Origin of the sequence: Nostoc sp., from assembly GCF_036919595.1 — a bacterium.
GTDB lineage: Bacteria > Cyanobacteriota > Cyanobacteriia > Cyanobacteriales > Nostocaceae > Nostoc.
In genome coordinates, this window is record NZ_JBALCO010000073.1 from 41387 (window position 1) to 58433 (window position 17047).

Genomic DNA, 17047 nt, shown 5'->3' on the forward strand with positions numbered 1-17047 from the left:
TTGGTGGGGAAAACTAAACCATCTAAAGGTATGTAAACGAGCAAATAAGCTTAATTCAAGCATACTTCATAATATTTACAAAACTTTACATAGTTACTTTTAATAGCACCAACTTACTTACTGTGGACGGTAGTTTGTTTTATTTATAAAAAAAGTGGCATTCATTTGTAAAGACTGAATGCCACTTTGTATTTGATCAAAATTCCTGATGATAGAGATATTTTACCCAGGTAGAGTTATCCCAGTGACAGCGATCGCACCAGCGATCGCACTGGCTGCAAGGGAAGTCAATGCTGTCCCAAATAACCACCAAGCAGCACTTGCAACGGTTTTTTTGGTTTCTTCAGCTTGCTTTTTAGCTTGCTTTTGGATCGCTTTCAGGCGTTTTTGTGTTTCTTGCTGGATGCGTTCGGCTCGTTGCAATACGCCATCCCGGGCCGTTTCTATTTGGTCGATAATGCGATTAGCATCCGCCTCAGAAATATCCTCACGAGAACTGATGACAGCTACTAAGGTGTCACGATCAAATTCACTGAGGCGATCGCGCAATGCTTCAAATCCAGCTTGTGGATCGTCGAACACTTTAGCAAAGTCTTGCTTAATACCTTCATAATTGAGTTCCGAACGATCCAGGGAATTGAGATAATTGCGAACTTTGGCAAAAATCCCATCCAGCACTGATTGCACTTTTTCTTGGATCTGCTGGAATTGTTGGACAATCGAACTGCGAACAGACTCAATTTGATCCACAATTCGGTTAGCTTCCTCTTCTGAGATATCTTCTCGCCCAGATAGCAGCGCCACGATTGTCGAACGGTCAAATTTGGAGGCGCGATCGCTTAAATTACCAATTCCAGCCCGGGGAGAAGACAGCAGCAATTGCAAATCGCGTTTGATTGCTTCTGGGTTGAGTTCTTCTTTGTTGGTATTACGCAGATATTCTTCGAGATTGGCTTCAAAATCTAGAGCTACTTGAGTGGTACGTTTTGCTAAACGTCGTGGCGCTCTAACTATACTAGTAATCGCATCTTGACCGCGATCAATGATCTGATTAACCTGCTCTTGGCTCAAGTCTCCTCGCTGACTCACGAGTTTAACCAAGGTTTCTCGATCAACGTGAGACAAGCGATCGCGCAATGCTAATGCACCGGCTTTGGGATCATTGAGTAATTTTTCTAAATCATTCCTGATACCTTCTGGATCAAGTTCTTCCAAGTTGGTATTGCGGAGATATTCTGCGATCGCTTTTGTAGTTTTTTCGTACTGTTCTTTCGCCTGCTGCGGTACTTGCAAAATACTGTCTCGCACTGCTTCTAGCTGATCGAGAGTTTGGTTTACCTGTTCTTCGCTCAAATCTTGACGCTGACTGAGCAATTGTACCAGTGTATCGCGGTCAAATTGCGATAAGCGTGACTGCAAAAGGCTAATTCCGGCTTGCGGATCGTCTAGTAAAACTCTAAACTCACGTTTAATAGCTTCGGGATTGAGTTCATCTTTGTTAGTATTCCGCAGATAGTCTTCAACTCTTTGGCGTAGTTCATCAGCTTTCGCTTTTGCTTGTTCTTGCACTTCTCTAGCACTATTCAAGATATTATCGCGACTACTTTCAAGTTGACTAACAATATTATTAGCTTCCTCTTCGCTGATATCTTGACGCTGCTGGAGCAATTGTACAAAAGTGTCGCGGTCGAATTCCCCGAAGCGATCGCTTAAATCTTCAAACCCAGCTTTTGGATCTTCTATCAACTTGTCAAAATCCCGTTTAATACCTTCAGGATTGAGTTCTTCTTTCCCCGTGGAACGCAGATAATCTTCGATGCGGCTGCGGAAATCTTGCCCTTTTTCTTGCGTTTGGGCCTGTTTTACAGTTTCTAAAACTTCCAGGCGATCGCTTTCCATTTGTTCGGCAATTTCTTTCACCTTGGCTTCACTAATATCATCCCGCTGCTTCAAAAAGTTGGTGAAATATTCTTGATTGAGTTCTTCTAACTCCCGTCTCACAGTTGCCGGATCTGCATTTACGTCATAGATGACTTCTTTAAATTCATCTATTAGCGTAATTCGGTTAAAGTGCCAAGGAAATGAATTCAATATGTATTCTTCTACATCTGCTTTAATTGTGTTTTCGGGTGATGGCGATTTTGCAGCTACTTGCTCAGTTGCTTGCTCTCTGAACTTTTGTAGTTGTTCTATAATTTGAGCAACATCTACATCTTGAACTTTCTCTTTCAATTTTTGGAGCTGATTTGTAATTTTCTTGACATCTATATTGGGAAGGTTTGTGCTATCCAATACTGCTGGTACAGCAGCGCTCAAGCCATATCGAACCGCTTGTTTTATCACACCCTTACTTAGCTTGCCATTACCACCTCCAATTGTAAGCAGTTGCTGAAGCTGTTCACCTAATTGTTCGGAATTTAGTTCATCTGGAGTAGCAGATTTGAGAAAGTTAATTACTTCTTCCGTCGGATTTTTGCGATTCACAGCTTGTTGCCAAGCACCTTCAAATTGGTCGGTAATTCGATTGATATCTTCTTTAGATAAATCAGCACGACTGCTGATTAAATCTACAAAGGTTTGGCGGTTAATATTTTGCAAGAGGTCGTTGTTAGCGACAGATTGCAAATCTGTATCTTTAAGAAGCTGCTCAAATTGAGTCCGAATTTCTTTAATATCTAGCTTCGGTATTTGTAGAGAACCTAAGGAACTTTGGAGCGTATTTCTGATACCTTCAGCGTCAAAACCTGAAGTTAATTCCTGCCGGACTGCGGCTGTAATATCTTCAACAGTAGAAACTAACTGTTTTTTTGCAGTATTAGCACCGATACCAGCAGTTGCTGTACCTATCAGACCTTGAAAACCAGAGGTGACAGTACTAGCGATAGAACCAACTAAAGAACCTACTGCGGATGAACCTAACCAAATTACTAGTGCGAAATAAGTAGACCAGATAACTACACCAATAATTGCTCCTAGAAATGCACTTTCGATTAAGCTAAGTTTTACCGCTAGAAAACAAGCAATAAATAATGCAATGCTAACGTTTATCAACGCCCAAGCACCAACTTTAGCCTGAACTTTACGAATTGTCTTACCCAAACTTTCGGAATCATCGTCAGAATCTGAGTCAATTCCCCAAGATGAAATTCCAACAGCGACTGAAAAGTTTGTGAATAACAATTGAAAGGCAAATGCCATTAAGACGCCAGCCAGCAATGCTACCAAGATTTTAGGTCCAGAAAAAAGAACTGATGCTTCTTCTGGAGTTAGTACTTCCTGAGCTAAAGTTATCGGCGCTAATCCAAAAGGCAGCGAGTTCCATCCCCAAATAGTTAAAACATCTTGAAACATACTTTATTTCCCACTTCCACTCAATTAAATACCCATTTAGAAAATGGCTTACTCATTAGTTTAATTATCAGTTAGATAACCTGACACTTTCTTAAGTAATAAATTCTTTTACCAAAAGTCGTATTTTAATCAAAATAAATATTTTTATTACTCTTTTGCTAAAAAAATAATGTGATATTTGGTGATTTTTTCACATATTGGAATCCGATTTTATTGTGTGAAAAAATCTAAGTATATGTATGGTACGTTACAGAATCTGTTCTAATGCACCAAAGCCCTACGACGATGCTGTATTTTTGTCTAAGGGACTTCAAGTTAAAAAAACATCTCATAGTAAGAGCGCAAGGTCTTGCGCCTCTACAAATGTACAAATAATTTTGGATAATTTATTTTTTATCAGTCCTTAACATAACGCTCTGACACTCGTTATTGGCGTTTTCCTTTGGGAGAAAACTCCTTATCGGGTGACGCTACGGACAGTCGCTATCCCTACACTAACACCAGTCACTGTGACAGTTGAAAATCAAGTTGGGTGCGCTGGTTCACCAGTTGCGACAACTTTGGAAAAGTTCATAATGAACTGGCTCCCCTACGTGTATTTCAAAAATCAAATATGAGTCATACATATGCAATATTTAAGAAAATAAAATATTCTTAACAAAAGTAAATTTTATAAAAAATATATTTGATAAAGGAAATTTTTACTTATCTTTAGTCTGTAGATAAAATCACCTATGTCTCATGATAGAGATAAAAATTCTTCCAAGCGATTGATGAAAAGGAAACATAAACATGTATTAATAAGGGTTATTGCCCAATGGCACTAAAAAAGTGCAAATCCTTAAGAATGGCTTGACTTTTGGCTGTTAGGGTGTAAGGGGATAGGGGTTGCACGGTCAATAGCTAGCACGTGAAATCTAAGAACCGAGCGAGTCAGCAGATGCTAGCCTCTCGCATACACCCGTGTCCTAACAGGGGTTTGACCTTTTCTTAGTGACATTCGAGTTATTACCAGCTATAAATTTGTTTGTAAGTAAATAATTGATTTTTACTGAGGAGAAAAAATAATGGTTGTAGGTGTACATAAACGTGGTGTAGGTGTATTTTCTAATCGTCGAGATGTTGAACATGCTTTACATGAATTGAAAAACACCGGCTTTGACATGGATAGAGTCTCTGTCATTACCCAGGATGGAGACAAAGATGATATTGCTGGCGCTGAAGTGAGCGATCGCGTCGGTGACAAATCTGACGAAGGTGCTAAAGTCGGAGCAGTTACAGGTACTGCTTTGGGCGGATTGACTGGCTTATTAGTTGGTCTTGGTACTTTGGCTATTCCTGGAGTCGGGCCAATTATGTTAGCTGGAGCTGCTGCAACCACCCTAGCTACCACCCTAACTGGAGCTGGTATTGGTGCAATAGCTGGCAGCTTGCTTGGTGCATTGGTTGGTTTAGGAATTCCCGAAGAACGAGCTAGAGTTTACGACGAACGTGTCAGACGAGGACACTATTTAGTCATTATAGATGGCACAGATACAGAAATTCTTAGAGCAGAAGCAATTTTACGTCAGCAGGGTGTGGAAGAGTTTGGCATTTACGAAAATCCAGATGCTAGAAATGCAAGCACTGGTTATGTAACTCCAACTGCTACAGGCACTGATTATGTCACTCCAACTCCGACTGCGGCTCGTAGTGGTGTAGAGAGACGAGCAATTGGAGTATTTTCTCATCGCCGAGATGCAGAAGCAGCACTTACAGATTTGCGAGATGCTGGTTTCCCGATGAGTAGAGTATCGATCATTGCTAAGGATGCAAATGGTCAGGGGATCGCAGGTGTAGATGTAGATAGAACCGCAGGTGCAGGTAATAAAGCAGACGACGGCGCCAAAACGGGAGCAGCTACAGGCGGAGTATTAGGCGGCTTGACTGGTTTATTAGTGGGTCTTGGGACTTTAGCAATTCCAGGAGTTGGGCCTGTAATTTTGGGTGGGGCAGCAGCAACGGCTTTGGCGACAACAGTCGCTGGCGGTGCTATAGGTGCAGCAGCTGGGGGTATTGTTGGCGCACTGGTTGGCTTGGGAATTCCTGAAGACAAGGCGCGAGTTTATGGCGATCGCTTCCAAAGAGGCGACTACTTAATAATTATCGATGCTAATGAAGCTGAAATCCACCAAGCTGAAGCTATTCTAAAACGTCGAGGGATTGAAGAATTTGCGATCTACGATGGCACTGATCTCGGCGAACATCGCCCAGGTTTAGATCGAGCAACCGATTACGGCACACCTGTTGTTAATAGCGATCGCACCAATTACTCAACAGGGTCTTATACAGACGATCCTGCTGTAGTGATTGTTGACCGCCGTGATGAAACACTCTAAGCTAAAGTAGTTATCACTCACACTAGTTCCCCCAAAATTGCCGGAGCAAAAAGTTGAAAATTTTGCTCCTCATTTAAGTAAACTTGCTCCTCACTTCTGCCGTGAATATCAATAAACTCCACAACTTTCATTTTGCGATTCCGAATTCAATATATGCAAAAGCTAACTCCTTTTTTAATTAGTGGCCTTTTAGTTTTTGGTGTTGCTGCTTGTGATAACGCTTCTAAAACAAGTGAATCTGCACCAAATAGTACGAATGAAGCTCCCCAAACGCCGAGTGTACAAACAACACAAGCTTCTCAACAAGACGCGCAAAGTGATGTCCGCAAAAGACAGCTAAATGAGGATATTCGCGCCCGTGAACAGCGCAATAATGCTACGGGTGGTGATGCACAACGAGCCAAAGGTGACCTTAAAAGTGAAGTTCGCTCTAAGTTAGAGGCTAATATACCCAAGGGTCAACTAACAGTTGATGCCGCAGACAATGGAACTGTCACTGTCGCTGGAACTGTGAACAATCAGCAGGAGTTGGCTAAAATTGAACCTTTAGCTAAACAAATTAAAGGTGTCAAAAGTGTAGTTGTTAAAGCAACTGTTGTCGCACCGAAAAAATAAGGTAGGTAACAACAAATCCGCGTGAGTAGGTAGGCATAAATAAATTTAGATGCCCCTGCTCATTATTGGTGGTCAGTTATATTCAATACTGACCATTAATGATTGACAACTGACGACCTTAATAATTATATTTATTGACGCTCAGTCAGTTATAGAAACTCTTGTACTTCCAGAAAATAATAACTATGGAAACTGAACAACAACGTGAATCCATCAATGCCTCCTTATCACAAGGTACGCTAGCACTTGAAGGTGTAGATACAGCAAACTTGCCAAAGTTACCACCAGCAGTTGAACCGGAATCTCAATTGCAGCAAATTAGTAGACAAGTTTCTGAATTTTTGGAGCAATTACCCGAATACTTAAATAGCTTTTTTCAGGACTACAAGCAGCCTCTAATAACTGTGGCTTTAATTTTGGCGGCGATTGTTACAGCCAAGATAGTACTAGCAGTCCTGGATGCAATTAATGGGACTCCACTATTATCACCACTTTTTGAGTTAATTGGAATTAGTTACGCTACATGGTTCATTTTCCGTTATCTACTGAAGGCTTCAACTCGGCAAGAATTAGCGGATGAAATTCAATCATTGAAAAGCCAATTTGTGGGAGAATAAATTCCCAAACCATTAAATTAGTACACTATGGCTGAAGTTTATCTATCTTTAACAAGGGGATTTTGCTCCTTGTCTTGTTAATTGAGATGGTAACTATAATTTACACGAAGCTGTACTAGCCTCAGCACAGTATTAGGTATGGTTTTCTAATTAAATATATTCAATCCAAAGGTTCATATTCCCGACTTCTCTAAAAAGTAGAGAATTTTGTAACTATTCTATTTTACATGTAAAAGCCAGTAGGGGCAGAATAATGTTCATTGGTGTCAGTGTCAACTTCAGCCAAAACCCTTGTTCTACGCAATTAATGTAAATTATCAGTATTTAACCTGACTTAATATTAGTTTTTTGGATACATCCAAAGATAGAGAATATAACATTATTTTTAAATTTAAATCACTTCTAAAGATAGTAGATTTGAGATTAAAAACAGCCTAATCTGGTTTATGAAGTTATTTAATACATTCTTTAAGAGGACATAATTTATGGCTAATGAAGGTATAGATTCATCTGATAGAGCCGAAGTAAATACATACGATCGCGGCATTATCCCAGCTGAAACAGCTGCTCGAATGGAAAGAGAAGGAGATGAGTACAAAACACTCCCCACAGAAGAAAAAGAGGCAGATGCATCTACCGATGATCAAACTGATTCAGAAAGTATACGCACCACTGACGGCTATACCATAGACAAAGAAGGTTTGTCTAACAACTATGCAATTGAACCGGAAATGTACTACGAAGAACCGGGTGATGCACGCCAACAAGCAGCAGAAGAAAAGGCAGCACGTATTCAAGAACTTGCAGAAATTAGTCAAGATGACGAGGAAGGCAAGTTGACCGAAAAGGGTGACAAACGCGGTAGAGGTCCAGGAGTAATTTAATTAACACCATCCTTTTGGCTGTGTGTAATTACACGTAATAAGACTAAATAGGCGGTAAGTAGAGACGCAATCATTGCGTCTCTACTTATATGGGCTAATATTTTCAGAAGTATGTTACTCGATGATCAACGGCTCAAGTTCCCGATTATGCCATTGCCGCTGATGCCATTCGGCAACCAAGGGACGGACAATGAACTTAGGATGATGTTCGCCTTTAACATCAATGCGTAAACCTGAGTAAGGTCGTCGCTTCTGAAAACCTTGACCGTTGCGACCAATGAAGAGATGCGATCGCGCCACTAATCTATTTTCGTTCCCAAAAGTCTCCATCAAATCTGCTCCCTCAATCCGCTGGCGTCGCAAACTAAACCCGCTACCACCACAAATAATCCAGTGAATATGAGAATCAGCGTGTCCCGTATCCATTGTTTCCAGGTGTTCCAAGCAGTGCGCGTGACCGTTTAATACCAAATCAACCAAAGGACGCCCCTGAGTTAGGGAACCTATTTTTTTAGCTACCGCATCCAGCACATCACGGAGGCGATCGCGAATTATCAAAGTTTGTGCTTGTTGCCACTTTGTCGCCTCAGTTACATAGGGAGGATGATGGAAATAAATTACCCTTCCGCGAACTTCAGCAGTATTCCAAGATTCAATTAATCTTTGCTTGAGCCACTCCAGTTGTTCAATATCAGTTAGTGTTGTTTTATCAGCAGCTAATTGCTTATCGATATCAACAATAATTTCTTCAATTTGTGACAGCTTGGCGTGGAAGTCGTCTAATTGGTCGGCTTCGGTGGGGTTTTCTGGACGAAGCTTGCCTGAGGTTTCAACGATTTGCAGCTTTTCTTGCTCTAAATCTTCACGGCGTTTTTCTAAGACTTTGCGATCGGCATCGCCTTGTTTAGTTTTAGGTAGCGGTGGTGGATCGTTAAATGTATTAGAATCCAAGGCAAAGAAATCTATACCGCCATAGCGAAAAGTATAGTAGCGATTGGGAAGGCGGGTGAAGTGCCCAGGTTCATAGCTAAGACAAAGACCTGTATCTGTCTTGGCTGTGTAGTACTGATCTAAATGATGATTTAACTCTCCTGGAAGCTGAAACGCCTTAAGATAGTCCAGAAATGCCCGTGCGTAAGCGTCACCGGTTCCTGAGCCATGCAAGCCCACATCTAGGTCTAACCGCGATCGCAACAGGCCACGAATGGGTAATGTTGTTAGGGACGCCAAGCTCAATAAAATCGGCAAGTTATAGTAATCGTGATTTCCCGGTACAGGTAAAATGGGCAGCTTAAAAATCATCTGGTCATAGGCAATCCGTCTGGGATGCTCTCCGCCCAAGATAAACTCTCGGTAAGGCTGGATGAAGTTCTGGTGGTAGTATTCACTCGACCCCACCAAATAGATCACATCCCCCATGTGCAGCATAAAACGGGATTCGTTGTGATGGGGCAGCATCAGTTCAGCCACCTGTCGCTGGGGATTATGTCCCCGGTGCTGGCCGGAACCACTATCACCTACAACTAAAAATGAAAACTCACAATTGTCTGCTTGACCATCTTTCAACACCAGCCGAGTTTGGTCGATGTTCCGTTCCACAATTAACGGATCTTGCCACCGTACTCGCTGATTCATTTTACTAATTTTGTTAGCGATCGCTGGATCAGATACAAGTTTCAATGCAACCTACTCCTGAATCTTCTATTAAAGGGGACAGGGGAGCAAGGTTGTACCAAGTCTCTCCCCTTGATGCCACTTGCTTCTCCTAAGAAAGACGCTCTTGCTAGCTTGCTTCCCTGTAGGGGTACAAGCCGGGAAACCCGTTCAACGCAGTGGCTCCCCCATGCCCCATGCCCTTATTCTCCTACTGTGTCTTTCATCTCAATAATCAGGTTGGGGAGTCCCTCTAGTTTTTCAGTAGGCTCAACTTCTTCTACTAATGGCACAAAAATTTTCAAGCCTGCTGGAACACACTTAATTTCTACTGGAGTTGTGCCCACTATTTCACCATCTAGAACAACCTTTTGTGGTGGATTAGTCGTAATTTTAAATTGTTTGGCTCGTAGGAAGCCAATATCATCCCGTTCTACGGCGTTACCTGTTGAAGCCGTTTGAAATAAATGAAATGTAGCGGCGATCGCTCCTGCCTTATTAACTGAAGCTACAATCGTTAAATCTAGTAACCCATCATCATAAATAAGACCTGCTGGGCCCTGAGCTAAGACAGAAGTAGCAGGTGCAGCATTTGCTACTGTTACTGCACAAGCGCTAGTTTTAATTATTTTGTCCTCAGTTTCAATTTCAACATCAAAGTTTTTTAAGTTTCTCAGTTGCTGAATTCCAGCTAAGACGTAGGCCATCATCCCAAAGCGATTCTTGGCGTCTCGGTCTGCCAATTCTACAGTTTCAGCCTCAAAGCCAATACCTGCTAAAAGTACCATTGGTTGATCGTTGCAATAGGCTACGTCTACACTGCGGGTTCCTCCCTGTAAAATTGTGTGACACGCAGCTGCTATCGTGTCAGGAATTCCTAAAGCTGTGGCAAAAGCGTTTGCTGTTCCTCTAGAAATGATCCCAAATGGAATCTCAGTACTCACTAAAGCCGCTGCCGCCGCTGAGAGGGTGCCATCTCCCCCCGAAGCAATGATTGCATCTACACCCCTCGCTACCGCTGCATAGGCCAGTTCGTCAGCGTCGATTTCTTCAGTTGTGAGATAAATATCTAGGTCAATCTCTGGCTCTAATATTGTCCGAATTTCTGCCAGCTCTAAATCTGGGTCACCCTGACCCGCAACTGGATTGAAAATGAGGCAGGCGGAACGATTCATAAAATATAAAAGCTAAACTTTAGATTACTAAAATACCAAATTATTTTTAGCATTGTTGTGAAATCTCGACTTCCATCTGATGGCTGGTTTACATTTTGTAAAAAGTTCAGAAGTATTCTGCGTTGGAACACACTAATGCTGACGCGTATTTTGGTATCTTTTGTTTATACCTAAACAATAAAAATTTTGCCATGCGTCAATTATTACTAGTTTTGGCAAGTATTCTAACTCTCAGTAGTTTAGATACCCCCACCAAGACAATAGCAGGCACAACGCCTGATTTACCAATGCGCTTAGTTCAAAGGCTTAACTGCAATAATCCTCAAACTCAAGCAGCAATTAATGAATGCACGAAGTTATCTTATCAGAATACAGATAAAAAGCTGAATCTAGTTTATCAACAATTGCTATCTACGTTAGAAAGCTCTAGTAAACAGAAATTGATTGCTGCACAAGTAGCATGGATCAAGTTTCGAGATACCAATTGTGAGTTTGAGAGAAGCAGATATGAGGGAGGAAGTATTGCCCCAACCATTTATTTTGGTTGTCTAGAAAATTCCACCAAATTGCGTACTCAACAATTACAAGAATATCTCAAAACCGACCCTTAATTCGATAAAAATGATAATTTCAATTGTCCAGTTTGGAGCAATTAGCACATCATCTACAGGTTCTCTATTAAGTTAGGGATGCAGATTTTGCAACACTCATGACTTCTGCTATTCCGATTGAAGTGATAAGTCAGGATCATCAGTACATGGTAATCGAAGGTTGCTGAGTCTGCTTGACTTCTAAAAAATTAATGATTGTAACTATGTGTAGACATGAATCAGCTTGTTGTCAGCACTTCATGTGCATTCTACAAGAGGCTCGGCAAGCAGATAAACAATAAGATAGCAAAACACGTGTTTATACCCCTGAACTTTGGGACTTATTGATTGCTCATCAGTACGATCGCACCCGTAAATAGAAATCTGGGGAAATTGAGTTGATGAAGCAACTTGCAACCCAGGTTGCGATCGCCATCCAACAGTCAGAACTTTACAAATAGCTACAAACACTCAACGCTGAATTAGAACACTCCCTTCAACAGCGAACTCAATAGTTCGTTTTTAATGTCAAAAGATGCATTGGCATTATCAGCGGACACATTAGCATTGTCAAAAGACGCATTGGCATTGTCAGCTGACACATTAGCATTGTCAAAAGATGCATTGGCATTGTCAAAAGACGCATTGGCATTGGAGGGTATTGCCAAATTTAATTTGCTACAAATCCAATCAAATGCTCTACTAAGTAGTAGTGTTGGAGATTCCTCAAACCAGCCTTTGGTAAAGAATTGTAATCCAAAATCCAAAATCTAAAATCCAAAATTAGTATGTGTCCCTGACTACGGTAGTCTAGATGAAAGTGAATTAATCGCTTACTGATATATTGTTATATGATTTCAGTTGTTTCTAGTCCCCCACGCACTATTCGGATTGGTTCACGCAAAAGCCAACTTGCTCTGGTTCAAACCTACTGGGTACAAGAGCAACTCCAGAAAAGTTTTCCTGATATCACTTTTGAAGTCCACACCATGTCTACCCAAGGCGATAAAATCTTGGATGTAGCATTAGCTAAGATTGGCGATAAAGGACTTTTTACTAAAGAACTTGAAGTCGGAATGCTGAATCAGGAGATTGACTTTGCCGTTCATTCCCTTAAGGATCTGCCGACTCACTTACCAGAAGGCTTAACACTTGCAGCAATTACTGAACGGGAAAACCCAGCAGATGCATTAGTGGTGCATGAAAAGCACAAAAATAAACAAATCGATACTTTACCAGAGGGTGCTGTAATCGGTACATCTTCGCTACGGCGGTTAGCACAGTTACGTCACCACTTTCCCCACTTTACATTTAAAGATGTGCGGGGAAACTTGATTACACGGTTGGCAAAACTGGATGCAGGCGAATACGATGCTTTGATTTTGGCAGCAGCAGGGTTAGAGAGATTGGGAATGAGCGATCGCGTTCATCAAATTCTCCCCGCAAATATCTCTCTCCACGCTGTTGGACAAGGAGCCTTGGGTATAGAATGCCGGGCTGATGATAGTGAATTGCTATCTTTACTCAAAGTGATCGAACATCCCCAAACACGCGATCGCTGTCTCGCCGAACGCTCTTTTCTACGCTCTCTAGAGGGCGGATGTCAAGTACCTATTGGTGTAAATACAGAAATATCTGGTGAGAATTTGACCTTAACAGGGATAGTCGCCAGTGTAGATGGTCAAAAGCTCGTGAAAGATACCCTCACAGGCATTGCCAACAATGCCGAAGGGCTAGGCATAGAACTAGCAGAACTATTGCGTCAACAGGGAGCGCAAGAAATTTTATCAGAAATTTTTGCGGTGATTCAGCGCGGTTCCTAAGCAATTGGGCAAGCCGATGTGATTAGATAAGAATTGATCGCCGTTGCGCTCTCATACGTGCCAGACGCGACATATCGCGTTGATCGGGATCATAGAGCTAATTTGACAATCTCAGGGAAGCAAAAATTACCATGCGGATTCTATTTGTTGCAGCAGAGGCAGCACCCATTGCGAAAGTAGGAGGAATGGGTGATGTTGTCGGGGCATTACCCAAAGTCCTGAGAGAAATGGGGCATGATGTGCGGATATTCTTGCCTTACTACGGCTTCCTGCCAGACAAAATGGAAATTCCCTATGAACCCATCTGGTGGGGAGATGCCATGTTTCAGCACTTTGCAGTATATGAAAGTGTTCTGCCTGGTACTGATGTTCCCTTGTACTTATTTGGACATCCCGCCTTCATGCCCCGCCGCATTTATTCTGGAGAAGATGAAGATTGGCGGTTCACTTTGTTTGCTAATGGTGCAGCCGAGTTTGCCTGGAATTACTGGAAGCCAGAAATTATCCATTGCCACGATTGGCACACGGGGATGATTCCCGTGTGGATGCACCAAGATCCTGATATCAACACAGTGTTTACCATTCATAATCTGGCTTATCAAGGGCCGTGGCGTTGGTATTTAGAGAGAATTACTTGGTGTCCCTGGTATATGCAAGGACACAATACAATGGCAGCAGCGGTGCAATTTGCCGATAAGGTAAATACAGTTTCGCCCACCTATGCCGAGCAAATCAAGACACCTACTTATGGTGAAACATTAGAAGGTTTGCTGTCTTTTATTAGCGGTAAATTATCTGGGATTATTAACGGTATTGATACCGAAGTTTATAACCCAGAGAATGACAAATACATTACTCAAACCTTTACTGCTGATAGTTTAAATAAACGCAAGTCCAACAAAATTGCTTTGCAAGAAGAACTGGGGTTAGAAGTCAACTCCAAAGCCTTTTTTATTGGGATTGTGACCCGATTAGTGGAACAAAAAGGCATTGATTTGATATTACAAATCCTTGATCGCTTCCTATCTTATACAGATTCACAGCTTGTGCTGTTAGGGACAGGCGATCGCTATTATGAAACTCAGATGTGGGAATTAGCATCCCGCTTTCCTGGACGCATGGCAACTTATCTACTGTATAACGATGCCCTGTCTCGCCGCATCTACGCTGGTACTGACGCTTTCTTAATGCCTAGTCGTTTTGAACCTTGCGGTATTAGCCAAATGATGTCTTTGCGCTACGGTTCTGTACCCATTGTCCGCCGCACAGGTGGATTAGTTGACACTGTAACCCATCATGATCCCGAAAATGCAGCAGGCACAGGTTATTGCTTTGACCGTTATGAACCCCTAGACCTTTTTACCTGTATGATCCGAGCTTGGGAAGGCTTCCGTTTCAAACCGCAATGGCAAGAACTCCAAAAACGGGGGATGAGTGAAGATTTTAGTTGGTATCAATCTGCCAAAGAGTACGTAAAGTTGTACAGGTCTATTTACGGTTTGCCGGAAGAAGAAGAGAAGACAGCAGAACCAGAGTTAGTTTTAAACGAAGCAGTCACTAGTAGCAAGTCCTAAACTGCCAGGGGCGTACATCTGTATGCCTCTACTCGCATCACTGATAAGTTAACGTAAGTTCGACAAACCTCTCCCTGCCTTGAACTAAAGTTCAAGTCTGTTCCTCTCCGAATCGGAAAGGGACAGGTTTTGCGTACTAAAACCAGGCAGAGGTCTTTTGATTTGACTAATTAGGCGGACACCATCTAACCCGTCGAACTCACGTTAATCCCCTAAGAACTTGCAAAGCTACGGTGTATACACAAGTCTTTTGACCTGCAATGGCATTGTTTTGACTAACAACGCTATTGTGTTGACTGACAATGCTATTGTGTTGACTAACAATGCCATTGTGTTGACTAACAATGCCATTGTGTTGACTAACAATGCCATTGTGTTGACTGACAATGCCATTGTGTTGACTGACAATACCATTGTGTTGACTGACAATGGCATTGTATCGACTAACAATGCCAAGGTATCGACAATTATCTAGACTTGATAGAACTCCTAACTTCTAACTCCTAACTATTGAGTACTCGTCGCTTTCGCCCTAATTAACCAGTCAGTATCATGAGCGCAAATTTCCCGACCAGACGAGTCTCCTAAGCGGTCTAAGGCTAGTAAACAAGCGTATTTCAAGTCCCAAATCGGTGTATTTAGGCAAGTTTTGAGTTCAATAATTGCTCGTGAATCACCTAATTCACTAAGAGCGATCGCACAAGCAGCACGAGATTTCTGAAACTGAGGTTCGCGATTGTACAGGTTTTCTACTAACAAATCGTAGGCGGGAGCATATTTCAGCCAGCCGAAAAGTTTCATGACATGATAATGAGCGCCATAATCGTTATATGCCTTGTCAGAATAAGTTGCTATAAGTGCTTCTGGTGCTTCTTGTGCATAGATATCCAGTAAGGTTTTTGTAGCTAAATAACACCGTCCAAAATCGGTTTCGTAGAGTTCGTTAATGACAAAATCTAGAACAGGGGTAGCGTCATACTCATGTACTAAATTAAGATCGTTGGGATGATCGTCCAGTACTTGCTCTAAGTAAGGTTGAATTTCTGTAAAGGTAATTTCACCACTGGGAACGCCTGCATCCAAAAGCATCCGCAATCCTCGCAACCGAAACACCAGAGATACAGGACAACGGGCAATTTCTGGGATTGCTTTGTAATAGTGTGAATCAATCAGGTCTTGAATGCAACCGCGCCGTGCATTGACGCTAGAACTTTGCAGTAGCGCCATCACCTCAGTGATTTGGGAGTAATCACCTGTGAAACGACAAACTGTAGCGATCGCTGCACTACGGGTAGGTTCATCCTCAGCTTGGGTAAATTTCCGAACACGTTCTAGAGACGCCTGATAGTTAGCGTTAGCTAGAGTGTGAATAATAACTCGGTATATTTGACCTGGTTTATCGAGCAGCTGCGCCACTTCTTCGAGAATTTCTGGATCTTTAGTCCCGATTTCCCCGATCGCCCACACGGTATTTTCTACAGTATATATATCATCATCTTTAAGACACTGCTGAATTACAGGCAAAGCTGATTCGGCCTGCAATCGCCCTAAACTTTCCACAGCCTTGCGTCGAACAATCCGGTGGTCTAACTCATCAGGATTACTGGTTTCAATCGCCCGTACCAAAGCTGCGATCGATTGCTCAGTGGGATAATTAATTAGATGGGAAACAGCAATATACTTATCTGAAGCGTCTTCGAGTTGTTCTAATGGTGTATCGATAATTGCGATCGCTTGATCTTCTGTTAGCCCAAACATTTTAAAAAAACGTTTATCCATTGATCTGTAAATGGCTTTTGGATAATTGCTCAGAGGTCACTTTTACTATCGTACTAGGGACTGGGGACTGGAAAATAACGGTAAATAATGTTTATAAATTGAACTATCAAAAAATGCAGTTCCTTTTCACTGGAGTTTAGATTAAGTAGAACGGCTTGAAAAAATTAAACTATGTGAAGATAAGTAAGTGGGCGGGATAATTTATCAATATGTAACGACAAGTTAATCAGTTTCATTAGAGTTAAATTTAACACGTTGCGTACTGTAGCTTCCTCTTTCTCCCCTAGTTTGAACACCATATACACTTTGATGTGCAGTTTGTACTATTGATTTAAAGCCGAGAAACTGGTGCGATCGCCTGAAAGAGATATAAGTAGTTTATTTGTAGCATAATAAACATCGCTAACAGGATAATTTTTAAAATTGGTGGAGATAATAATATGAACAACGATCCTAATGACCGAGATTTGGAGTTAGAAGCTTTACGGAGTGAATTACGCGAATTAAAAGAAGAAATGTAACTGCCTAGCTAGTAGTAATAGAGGAAAGGAAAACAGAGACATTACCTTCTAAAGCATCAGTAATAACTTCGAGGAGATTAAGACCAT

At 41.8% G+C, this 17047-nt stretch carries 13 protein-coding genes; 7 read left to right on the forward strand and 6 right to left on the reverse strand.

Annotated features, from left to right (window positions below):
• Positions 1–222: 222 nt before the first annotated feature.
• Positions 223–3351: an MFS transporter gene (locus V7K21_RS10320; protein ID WP_335173864.1), complete on the reverse strand. Its 3129-nt coding sequence runs from the start codon at positions 3349–3351 to the stop codon at positions 223–225.
• A gap of 1067 nt (positions 3352–4418) precedes the next feature.
• Here V7K21_RS10320 and V7K21_RS10325 point away from each other — a divergent pair.
• From V7K21_RS10325 to V7K21_RS10340, 4 genes are all read left to right on the forward strand, one after another.
• The gene (locus V7K21_RS10325; RefSeq protein ID WP_335173866.1) at positions 4419–5729 is read left to right on the forward strand and encodes a histidine kinase; all 1311 of its coding nucleotides are present in this window, start codon (positions 4419–4421) and stop codon (positions 5727–5729) included.
• A gap of 153 nt (positions 5730–5882) precedes the next feature.
• Positions 5883–6344, forward strand: coding sequence for a BON domain-containing protein (locus tag V7K21_RS10330; protein ID WP_334795325.1), 462 nt, complete (start codon positions 5883–5885; stop codon positions 6342–6344).
• 185 nt (positions 6345–6529) lie between these two features.
• Positions 6530–6961 (forward strand): CAAD domain-containing protein, encoded by a 432-nt coding sequence (locus tag V7K21_RS10335; RefSeq protein WP_335173868.1) that lies wholly within the window; start codon positions 6530–6532, stop codon positions 6959–6961.
• 485 nt (positions 6962–7446) lie between these two features.
• Positions 7447–7845: a hypothetical protein gene (locus V7K21_RS10340; protein ID WP_334795327.1), complete on the forward strand. Its 399-nt coding sequence runs from the start codon at positions 7447–7449 to the stop codon at positions 7843–7845.
• 114 nt (positions 7846–7959) lie between these two features.
• Here V7K21_RS10340 and V7K21_RS10345 read toward each other — a convergent pair whose 3' ends face one another.
• The gene (locus V7K21_RS10345) at positions 7960–9525 is read right to left on the reverse strand and encodes a metallophosphoesterase family protein (protein ID WP_335173870.1); all 1566 of its coding nucleotides are present in this window, start codon (positions 9523–9525) and stop codon (positions 7960–7962) included.
• Positions 9526–9701: 176 nt separating this feature from the next.
• Positions 9702–10673, reverse strand: coding sequence for a YegS/Rv2252/BmrU family lipid kinase (locus V7K21_RS10350; RefSeq protein WP_335173872.1), 972 nt, complete (start codon positions 10671–10673; stop codon positions 9702–9704).
• A gap of 191 nt (positions 10674–10864) precedes the next feature.
• Between V7K21_RS10350 and V7K21_RS10355 the strand changes: the two genes are divergently transcribed.
• Positions 10865–11284 (forward strand): lysozyme inhibitor LprI family protein, encoded by a 420-nt coding sequence (locus V7K21_RS10355; RefSeq protein WP_335173874.1) that lies wholly within the window; start codon positions 10865–10867, stop codon positions 11282–11284.
• Positions 11285–11745: 461 nt separating this feature from the next.
• Here the strand turns inward: V7K21_RS10355 and V7K21_RS10360 are convergent, their stop codons facing one another.
• Entirely contained in the window at positions 11746–12030 is a 285-nt protein-coding gene (locus V7K21_RS10360; protein ID WP_335173876.1) for a hypothetical protein, read from the reverse strand.
• Positions 12031–12114: 84 nt separating this feature from the next.
• Between V7K21_RS10360 and hemC the strand changes: the two genes are divergently transcribed.
• Both hemC and glgA read left to right on the forward strand, forming a co-directional pair.
• Positions 12115–13086, forward strand: coding sequence for a hydroxymethylbilane synthase (hemC, locus tag V7K21_RS10365; protein ID WP_335173878.1), 972 nt, complete (start codon positions 12115–12117; stop codon positions 13084–13086).
• Between the two features lie 131 nt (positions 13087–13217).
• On the forward strand, positions 13218–14660 hold the full coding sequence (gene glgA, locus V7K21_RS10370; RefSeq protein ID WP_335173880.1) for a glycogen synthase GlgA: 1443 nt from the start codon (positions 13218–13220) through the stop codon (positions 14658–14660).
• 228 nt (positions 14661–14888) lie between these two features.
• Here glgA and V7K21_RS10375 read toward each other — a convergent pair whose 3' ends face one another.
• Together V7K21_RS10375 and V7K21_RS10380 are read right to left on the reverse strand one after the other, a co-directional pair.
• Positions 14889–15110: a hypothetical protein gene (locus V7K21_RS10375; protein WP_335173882.1), complete on the reverse strand. Its 222-nt coding sequence runs from the start codon at positions 15108–15110 to the stop codon at positions 14889–14891.
• Positions 15111–15167: 57 nt separating this feature from the next.
• Positions 15168–16439, reverse strand: coding sequence for a HEAT repeat domain-containing protein (locus V7K21_RS10380; protein WP_335173883.1), 1272 nt, complete (start codon positions 16437–16439; stop codon positions 15168–15170).
• Between the last annotated feature and the right edge of the window lie 608 nt (positions 16440–17047).

Coding starts and splice junctions, on each gene's coding strand:
- V7K21_RS10380 (WP_335173883.1), bottom strand. CDS start 16,439: ATGGATAAACGTTTTTTTAAAATGTTTGGGCTAACAGAAGATCAAGCG.
- V7K21_RS10350 (WP_335173872.1), bottom strand. CDS start 10,673: ATGAATCGTTCCGCCTGCCTCATTTTCAATCCAGTTGCGGGTCAGGGT.
- glgA (WP_335173880.1), top strand. CDS start 13,218: ATGCGGATTCTATTTGTTGCAGCAGAGGCAGCACCCATTGCGAAAGTA.
- V7K21_RS10325 (WP_335173866.1), top strand. CDS start 4,419: ATGGTTGTAGGTGTACATAAACGTGGTGTAGGTGTATTTTCTAATCGT.
- V7K21_RS10340 (WP_334795327.1), top strand. CDS start 7,447: ATGGCTAATGAAGGTATAGATTCATCTGATAGAGCCGAAGTAAATACA.
- V7K21_RS10355 (WP_335173874.1), top strand. CDS start 10,865: ATGCGTCAATTATTACTAGTTTTGGCAAGTATTCTAACTCTCAGTAGT.
- V7K21_RS10335 (WP_335173868.1), top strand. CDS start 6,530: ATGGAAACTGAACAACAACGTGAATCCATCAATGCCTCCTTATCACAA.
- hemC (WP_335173878.1), top strand. CDS start 12,115: ATGATTTCAGTTGTTTCTAGTCCCCCACGCACTATTCGGATTGGTTCA.
- V7K21_RS10320 (WP_335173864.1), bottom strand. CDS start 3,351: ATGTTTCAAGATGTTTTAACTATTTGGGGATGGAACTCGCTGCCTTTT.
- V7K21_RS10330 (WP_334795325.1), top strand. CDS start 5,883: ATGCAAAAGCTAACTCCTTTTTTAATTAGTGGCCTTTTAGTTTTTGGT.